This is a genomic window from Paracoccus sp. (in: a-proteobacteria) (genome assembly GCF_030536915.1).
In the GTDB taxonomy this organism is placed as follows: Bacteria; Pseudomonadota; Alphaproteobacteria; order Rhodobacterales; family Rhodobacteraceae; genus Paracoccus.
Genome location: NZ_JAUNPC010000001.1, coordinates 126,860 through 134,594 on the forward strand (window position 1 = coordinate 126,860; position 7,735 = coordinate 134,594).

Annotated in this window: 6 protein-coding genes; 2 read left to right on the forward strand and 4 right to left on the reverse strand. The window is 70.7% G+C overall.

Annotated features, from left to right (window positions below):
• Nucleotides 1-281 precede the first annotated feature (281 nt).
• Nucleotides 282-1,469: a PQQ-dependent sugar dehydrogenase gene (locus Q4F04_RS00635; RefSeq protein ID WP_303367895.1), complete on the forward strand. Its 1,188-nt coding sequence runs from the start codon at nt 282-284 to the stop codon at nt 1,467-1,469.
• Between the two features lie 444 nt (nt 1,470-1,913).
• Here the strand turns inward: Q4F04_RS00635 and Q4F04_RS00640 are convergent, their stop codons facing one another.
• Both Q4F04_RS00640 and mutL read right to left on the reverse strand, forming a co-directional pair.
• Nucleotides 1,914-2,261, reverse strand: a complete 348-nt coding sequence (locus Q4F04_RS00640) for a DUF3775 domain-containing protein (RefSeq protein WP_303367896.1) — start codon at nt 2,259-2,261, stop codon at nt 1,914-1,916.
• Nucleotides 2,262-2,310: 49 nt separating this feature from the next.
• Nucleotides 2,311-4,143 (reverse strand): DNA mismatch repair endonuclease MutL, encoded by a 1,833-nt coding sequence (gene mutL, locus Q4F04_RS00645; RefSeq protein ID WP_303367897.1) that lies wholly within the window; start codon nt 4,141-4,143, stop codon nt 2,311-2,313.
• Nucleotides 4,144-4,282: 139 nt separating this feature from the next.
• On the opposite strand from mutL, the gene Q4F04_RS00650 reads away from it, so the two are divergent.
• A complete protein-coding gene (locus Q4F04_RS00650; protein ID WP_303367898.1) occupies nt 4,283-4,462 on the forward strand; it encodes a hypothetical protein in 180 nt (59 codons plus the stop codon).
• A gap of 71 nt (nt 4,463-4,533) precedes the next feature.
• Here the strand turns inward: Q4F04_RS00650 and Q4F04_RS00655 are convergent, their stop codons facing one another.
• Both Q4F04_RS00655 and Q4F04_RS00660 read right to left on the reverse strand, forming a co-directional pair.
• On the reverse strand, nt 4,534-5,835 hold the full coding sequence (locus Q4F04_RS00655; RefSeq protein WP_303367899.1) for a pitrilysin family protein: 1,302 nt from the start codon (nt 5,833-5,835) through the stop codon (nt 4,534-4,536).
• Nucleotides 5,832-7,454: a pitrilysin family protein gene (locus Q4F04_RS00660; RefSeq protein WP_303367900.1), complete on the reverse strand. Its 1,623-nt coding sequence runs from the start codon at nt 7,452-7,454 to the stop codon at nt 5,832-5,834. The genes Q4F04_RS00655 and Q4F04_RS00660 overlap by 4 nt, the downstream gene beginning before the upstream one ends.
• Nucleotides 7,455-7,735 lie beyond the last annotated feature (281 nt).

Sequence of the window (7,735 nt, forward strand, 5' to 3'; positions counted from 1 at the left end):
GCTGCCTGCCGGTCCCTGCGCTGCGCAGAGGGGGCGGATCGCGCACCCCTGATCCGGTCGGCCGTCCTGCCCGGCGCTGGACAGGCCCGCGTCAGGCCGCGCCCCGGCAAGCGCCCTTCTTCGCAGAAGCCTCTCGGAAGCCGCCCTCGCCTCCCCGACGCCGGGAACAAGCAGTTCTCGGCGCAAGGCAGGGGCGGCAACCCCTGTCTTCACGCTTCGGTCAGGCGCCGGAACGAATCCTCCGTTCTCCGGTTTGCAGGGCAGACACAAGGGAGTTGCCCATGCCATTCCTCCGCCCCACCGCGGCGTTTGCCGCGCTGTTTGCCCTGCCCTTCGTGGCCTCGGCCCAGGATTTCAACGCCGCACCGCCCAACGCGCCCGACCAGGTGCCGGCCTTCGAGGGGCAGACCCGCGCGCCCGTGCTGGCCGACGACATCGCGCTGGAAACCACCGTCGTCGCCGACGGGCTGGAACATCCCTGGGGCATGGTGCAGCTGCCCGACGGCGGCTGGCTGGTGACCGAGCGGCCGGGCCGGCTGCGGATCGTTTCCGCCGAGGGCGAACTGTCCGACCCCATCGGCGGCTTGCCCGAAATCTCGGCTACCGGGCAGGGCGGGCTTCTGGACGTGCTGATCGCCCCCGATTTCGCCGAAACGCGCAGGCTGTGGATCAGCTACGCGGCCCCGGCCGAGGGCGGCAACCACACGGCGGTCGCCACGGCCACGCTGTCGCAGGACAATTCGACGCTGGAAAACGTCGAGCAGATCTTCGCGCAGGTGCCGGTCTATGACGGCGACAAGCATTTCGGCAGCCGGCTGCTGCTGGATGGCCAGGGCAACCTGTTCGTGACCCTGGGCGAACGGTCCGACGTGCCGATCCGCGATAGCGCCCAGCAGGACGACAACCACCTGGGCAAGCTGCTGCGCATCGACGCGATGACCGGCGCCCCCGCCGAGGGCAACCCCGACCTGGGCCTGCCCGAGATCTGGGCCAAGGGGTTGCGGAACGTGCAGGCGGCGGCGCTGGACGGCAGTGGCCAGCTCTGGACCATCGAGCATGGGCCGAAGGGCGGGGACGAGCTGAACCGCATCGAGGCCGGGAAGAACTACGGCTGGCCGGTCATCACCTATGGCGTGTCCTACCAGGACGAGCCGATCAACGACGGCATCACCCAGGCCGACGGGATGGAGCAGCCGCTTTATTACTGGGACCCGGTGATCGCGCCCTCGGGCATGGTCTTCTACCGGGGCGGGATGTTCCCGGAATGGGAGGGGCAGATCCTCACCGGCGCGCTGCAGGGCGATCACGGGCTGGTGCGGCTGCAACTGGACGGCGACGGGGTCGCGGGCGAAGGGCGGCACCTGCAGGGCATCGGCCGGGTGCGCGACGTGGATCTGGCCGCCGATGGCGCGGTCATGCTGCTGACCGACAAGCCGAACGGGGAACTGGTGCGGGTGACGCGCGAGTGATTTCGAGGAGCGGGGCATGGGTGAGGGATGGCCTCACCCATGCCCTTTCTGGCGGTTTCCGAGAGCTGCCCCGTTTTCGCGCCGCATGTGGTTGCCGCTCGCGCGGATGACCTTGGCTTCCTGCGCGACAGGCCGATCAAGTCACGCCATCATTGGCCCGGCTTCATCGGTCTCGCCCATGCCAGGCAGGTTGATGCCGGTTCGACGACCTGGCCGGGTTTTTACGGCGACGTTGCAGGGGCAGGTTCGACCGCGCCCCCCCGATGACATGCCTGCGAAGCCCGCAGCCAGCAGAACAGGGTGTTTCTGCGTTCACGGACCTCATCCATGAATGGGGTCAAACCCTGCATGGGAGCGGCCCCACCGCATATTATGCAGCCCTTGGTCCTTTGCGGATCGAGGCTGGCCGCGGATCGGCTGTCCTTCGGACAGCGCGGACCTGCCTCATCCCCGCAGCAGCGCGTCCTCTTCCTCGCCCGGCGTCAGGCCCAGCGCCTCCATGCCCGCTTCCAGATGGTCGGCCAGATGCGGCTCGCCCATCAGGTAGTCCTCGGTCGGCGTGGTCTTTTCCGCCCGTGCGGTCGAGATCGCTTCCTCGAGGTCATCCGCGTCGAAGGTGCCGCGGCCGATCCACATCACGGCGGTCATTTCGGCCTGCTCGTCCTCGGTCATGTCGGCGATGAAGTCGCGCAGTTCAAAGGCGTTGCGGCCGCCGCGCCCGTCCGGCCCGTGGTCATAGTCGCGGGCGCGGAGGATGACGAAGGCGATCTTGTCGGCGCCGAGTTCCAGCATGGCAGTTCCCCTTTTCCCCGGTTCTGGCCCGCAGGCCGGGCCGCGTCAATCAGCGCCCGAACAGCCGCTCGATGTCGGACAGCCGCAGTTCCACCCAGGTCGGGCGACCGTGGTTGCACTGGCCCGATCGCGGCGTCCGTTCCATCTCGCGCAGAAGCGCGTTCATCTCCTCGCCCGTCAGGCTGCGGCCCGACCTGACCGAACCGTGGCAGGCCATCGACGACAGCACCGCGTCCAGACACCCCTGCAGCCGGTCCGAGGCGCCCTGTTCCGCCAGCTCGTCGGCGATGTCGCGCAAAAGCGCCGCCGCATCCGCCTGCCCCAGCGCGGCTGGCAGTTCGCGCACCGCGACACAGCCGGGGCCGAAGGGCTCGATGACGAGGCCGAGGCGATCGAGGTCATCCGCCGCCGCCAGCACCCGCTCGGCATCCGCGCCAAGATCCACGATGGCCGGGATCAGCAGCGCCTGCGACGGCACGCGCGCCTGCGCTGCCTGCGCCTTCAGCCGCTCGTAGACCAGCCGCTCATGGGCGGCGTGCTGGTCCACGATCACGATGCCGTCGCGGCTTTGCGCCACGATCCAGTTGCCGTGCAGTTGCGCCCGGGCCGCGCCAAGGGGTGCGTCGGGCGCCTCGGCCACGGGTTCGACCCGCGCGGCAGCGGGAAAGGCAGTCGTGGCGGTTTCGGCGAAACCCTGGGGCGGGGGGGTAGCCGCAACGGGCACCAGCGGCGCCTGCGCCGCATGGGCGGCGGCGACTGCCGCCTGCGACGGCGGCGGATCACGCCGGAAGGACGTCGTTCCGGGCCGCATCGCCGCCAGCGTGGCCGCCCCGCCGGTCGAGGAGGCACGGTGCCCCACCCCCGCCAGCGCATGGCGCAATGAGGCGACGACCAGCCCCCGCGCGGCGTCCGGTTCGCGGAAGCGGACCTCGGCCTTGGCCGGATGGACATTAACGTCCACGCCCTGCGGGTCGCAATGGACGAACAGCACCGCCGCCGGGTGGCGTCCCTGCGGCAGCACGTCGAAATAGCCCGCCCGCAGCGCCCCGGTCAGCAGCTTATCCCGCACCGGCCTGCCGTTGACATAAAGATGCTGTGCCACCGCCGCGCCGCGCGAATAGGTCGGCAGGGCGGCAAGGCCCGTCAGGCGCAGCCCGTCGCGCTCGGCATCCAGCGGGATGGCGTTCTCGATGAACTCGCGGCCCATGACCCGGCCGATGCGGGCGGACAGCGCGTCGAACAGATCGCCTTGCTCGGCATCGGCGCGGAAGAGGATGCGGCCCTCGTCCTCGTCGCTGAGGGTGAAGGCCACCGACGGCTCGGCCATGGCAAGGCGGCGGACCACCTCGGCGATGGCCTGGGTCTCGGCCCGGTCGGTCCGCAGGAAGCGCAGCCGGGCGGGTGTCGCGAAGAACAGGTCGCGCAGTTCCACCACGGTGCCGCGGTTGGCGGCGGCGGGGCGGGCAGGCTCGATCCGGCCGCCCTCGACGGCGATGCGCGCGGCCTCGTGGCCTTCGGCGCGGCTGGTGATGGTCAGACGGCCCACGGCGCCGAGGCTCGGCAGCGCCTCGCCCCGGAAGCCGAAGCTGCGGATGTCCAGCAGGTCCGATCCGTCGATCTTGGACGTGGCATGGCGGGCCAGCGCCAGCGGCAGGTCCCTGGCGGTCATGCCGCAGCCGTCGTCCGTGACCCGGATCAGCCGCTTGCCGCCGCCCGCAATGGCGATCCCGATCCGGGTCGCGCCCGCGTCCAGCGCGTTCTCGACCAGCTCCTTCACCGCCGAGGCCGGGCGTTCCACCACCTCGCCCGCCGCGATGCGGTTGGCGGCGGCCTCGTCAAGCTGGCGGATCACCGGAGGGATGCGGGGGTCGGGGCGCGTCATCGCCCCGGATATAGCAGCCGCCGGGACCGGGCGTAAACGTTTCGCCCCCCGCGCCCGGATTATTCTGGAACCGCAACGCCCCCGGACGGCTTGATTTCCCGATCTCACTTTCTTGAACGTGATCTGACAGGAGACTGCCATGAAGACGATGACCGCGATGCTGCTGGCCGCCGCCACCCTGACCATCGCCGCCTGCGGCCCGAACACCGCCACCCGCGCCACCACCGGCGCCGCAACCGGGGCGGTCGTGGGCGGGCCCGTGGGCGCCGTGGCCGGGGCGGCCCTGGGCGGGTCGGGGGCGGTTCAGGTCAATCCCTGATCCCCTGCCGGCATCTCAAGGAAAAGGCGCAGGGTCATCCCCTGCGCCTTTCTGCATGACCCTGGGGGCGCTCACATCCCCTCGGGGCGGCCCACCAGCACGAATTCCAGCGCCTCGGGGTCCAGCACCTCCTGCGCAACGCGGCGGACATCCTCGGCGGTGACGGCGGCGATCTTCTCGTTCCGGGTGTTCACATAATCGCGGGGCATCCCCATCAGTTGCATTCCCGACAGGATGCCCGCGATCCGCCCGTTGCCGTCGAAGCGCAGGGGATATTCGCCGGTGAGATAGGTCTTGGCGTCCGTGAGTTCCTGCTCGGTCACGCCGTCGCGGATGCCTGCCCAGACCTCGTGCACCAGCGCCACCGCCTCGCCCGTGCGGGCGTTCGCCGTGGCCATGCCGCCCGCCCATGTCTCGCCCAGCACCATGTTGGCAAGGCCGGTGCCCACGCCATAGGTCAACCCGCGCTTTTCCCGGATCTCCTCCATCAGCCGGGACGAGAAGCCGCCGCCGCCGAGAATGTGGTTCAGCACGAAGGCGGCGAAGTAATCGGGGTGATCCATCGGCAGCCCGCGTTGCGCGAAGCTGACCACCGTCTGCGGGCTGTCCCAGTCGATCACCGTGGTCTCGCCCGTCAGCAGCAGTTCCGGTTCGGGGGGCAAGGGGGCAGTCGCTTCCGCTGGGAGATCGCCGCGGATCGGGTCGATCAGACGCCCCAGCGCCGCCGCGTCGATGTCGCCCGCGGCGGACACCAGCACCCGATCGCGGGCCAGCACCCGGTCCTTGGCCTCGACCAGATCGTCGCGGGTCAGGGCCGCGACCGACTCGGCGGTGCCGGTCAGGACCGTGCCGTAAGGGTGGTCGCCCCAGGTCTGCCGGGCCATCTCTTTCGAGGCGATCGCATTGGGGTCGCTGTCCTGCGCCCGGATCAGCGACTGCGCCTGCGCCCGCACCCGCTCGATGGCGTCGGGGTCAAAGCGGGGGCGGGCCAGCGCATCGGCCAGCAGGTCGGCAGCGGCATCGCGGTTTTCCGTAAGCGCGCGGAAGCCCACGCTGACCGCGTCGTCCGAGGCGTCGAAGCTGGCCGAGGCCGCAAGCTCCTCCATCGCCTCGGCGAAGGCCACGGCGTCGCGTTCGCCCGCGCCTTCCTCCAGCAGGGCGGTCATCAGGTTGATTGCGCCGCGCTTGGCCGGCGCATCGACCGAGGCGCCGCCTTGGAAGGCGATCTCGACGGCGACAAAGGGGATCGTGTGATCCTCGACCAGCCAGGCGGTGATCCCGCCGGGAGAGGTGATTTCCTGGATGTCGATGGCGCGGGCGGGAAGGGCCGCCAGCAGCGCAAGCGCCAGCGCGGAAAGGAAGCTGCGGATCATCGGGTCTGCTCCTCAGTCGGCGCGGGCTGGGGCGAGGCGGGCGCCGGCTGCGCCGGATGCGGCGTGTCGGCAGGCATGGGCGCCGCCGTCTCGGTGCCGGGGGGGGCGGTGTCGGGGTAGGGCGCTTCCTCGGGCAAAGAGGACGCGGCGGCAACCGGGGCCTCTGCCGGGGGTGCGGTCGAAGCGGGCGCCGGGCTGGCGTCCATCTCCGGCGATGCAGCCGGCATCCCGCCCTCGCCTGCGGGGGTTCCGCCCCCATCCCCGGCCGCGGCCATCTCTGCCCCGGCCACCTGTCCGGGGGCTGCGGGCTTCAGCAGGCTGGTGACCCCGGCGCGGTCCTCGAACACCAGCCGGGCCGCCGCCTGCACGTCCTCGGCCGTCACGGCGGCAAGGATCTCGGGCCAGTCGTTCACGTCCTCGACCGTCAGCCCGACGGCAAGCCCCTGCCCATAGTCATAGGCGCGGGCATGGGCCGAATCCTGCTTGTAGATCTGCGCCGCACGCAGTTGGGTCTTGACCCGTTTCAGTTGCGCGGGGTCCGGCCCTTCGGCCAGGAAGTCGCGGATGCCTGCCTCAAGCGCCGCTTCCGCCGCCGCATCGTCGCCACCCGGCGCATAGGCCATGGCCAGCGAGAAGCTGGTCGGATCGACGCTGAGCCCGTCATAGCCCGCGCCCACCCACAGAGCCTGCCCCGTCAGCACCAGCCGCTGGCCCAGGAACGAGGTCTGGGCCGAACCCGCCAGCAGTTCGGCCAGCACGCTGAGCGCGGCTGCGGTCTTCTGGTCGCCCGGATTGCGTTCGGGCACGATGACGCTGCGGCTGAGGATCGGCTGCGGCACGCGCGGGTCGGCCATGGTCATCCGCCGCTCGGCGTTCTGCGCGGGTTCCTGCGGGCGCTCGGCACGAGGCGCGTCGGGCTTGGGGGGGATCGGGCCGTAATGCTTTTCGGCCAGCGCCCGGACCTCGTCTTCCGTCACGTCGCCCGCGACCACCAGCACCGCCACGTTGGGCGCGTAATGGTCGTCATACCATTTCAGCGCGTCGTCGCGGGTCAGACCCTCCATCTCCTGCCGCCAGCCGATCACCGGGCGGCCGTAGGGGTGGTTGTAATACTGCACCGCGGCGCGTTCCTCGCCGAAAAGCGCCCGGGGGTCGCTGTCGGTCCGCTGGGCGCGTTCCTCCAGCACGACCTGGCGCTCGGCCTGCCAGTCGTCCTCGCCGATCCGCAGGTTGGCCATCCGGTCGGCCTCCATCCCCATCACCAGGTCCAGCCGGTCCGAAGCGATGCGCTGGAAATAGGTGGTGAAGTCATAGCTGGTAAAGGCGTTGTCGCGGCCGCCGTTCGCGGTCACGGTGCGCGAAAGCTCGCCCGCTTCCAGCTTGTCGGTGCCCTTGAACATCAGGTGTTCCAGGTAATGCGCGAGGCCGGACTTGCCCGGCTGTTCGTCGGCCGATCCGATCCGATACCACAGCATCTGGACGACAACCGGGGCGCGGTGATCCTCGATCACCACGGCCTCAAGCCCGTTGTCCAGCGTGAAATGGCTGATGCCCGGCGGCATCTCGGCCAGTGCGGGCGTGGCGGCGGTCGCGAGCAGGAAGGCAAGGGTGCGGCGCATCAAGCGGCCTCCGGTTTGCGGGTGCGGAACAGAGGGTGGCCGCTTGATGCGGCGCGCGCAAGCCGGGGGGCGGTCAAGCCGTGGTGAACGGGCCGGGACTTGCGGGGCAGGCCGAACTCCGTCTTTCGGCGTCAAATATCCTCGGGGGGATAAATGGGGCTCTTGGCCCCATTCATAGGGGGGTGGAAAACCCCCATGCGGGCGGCGACGTCGAGTGAGTGCCCGAAGCGGGGGGGGGGGGGGGGGGGCCCCCCCCCCCGCGGCGGGCCGCCCAGCACCGC

Excerpts from the sequence above, each read along its gene's own strand:
- Q4F04_RS00635 (WP_303367895.1), top strand. The coding sequence starts at position 282 with ATGCCATTCCTCCGCCCCACCGCGGCGTTTGCCGCGCTGTTTGCCCTG.
- Q4F04_RS00640 (WP_303367896.1), bottom strand. The coding sequence starts at position 2,261 with ATGCTGGAACTCGGCGCCGACAAGATCGCCTTCGTCATCCTCCGCGCC.
- mutL (WP_303367897.1), bottom strand. The coding sequence starts at position 4,143 with ATGACGCGCCCCGACCCCCGCATCCCTCCGGTGATCCGCCAGCTTGAC.
- Q4F04_RS00650 (WP_303367898.1), top strand. The coding sequence starts at position 4,283 with ATGAAGACGATGACCGCGATGCTGCTGGCCGCCGCCACCCTGACCATC.
- Q4F04_RS00655 (WP_303367899.1), bottom strand. The coding sequence starts at position 5,835 with ATGATCCGCAGCTTCCTTTCCGCGCTGGCGCTTGCGCTGCTGGCGGCC.
- Q4F04_RS00660 (WP_303367900.1), bottom strand. The coding sequence starts at position 7,454 with ATGCGCCGCACCCTTGCCTTCCTGCTCGCGACCGCCGCCACGCCCGCA.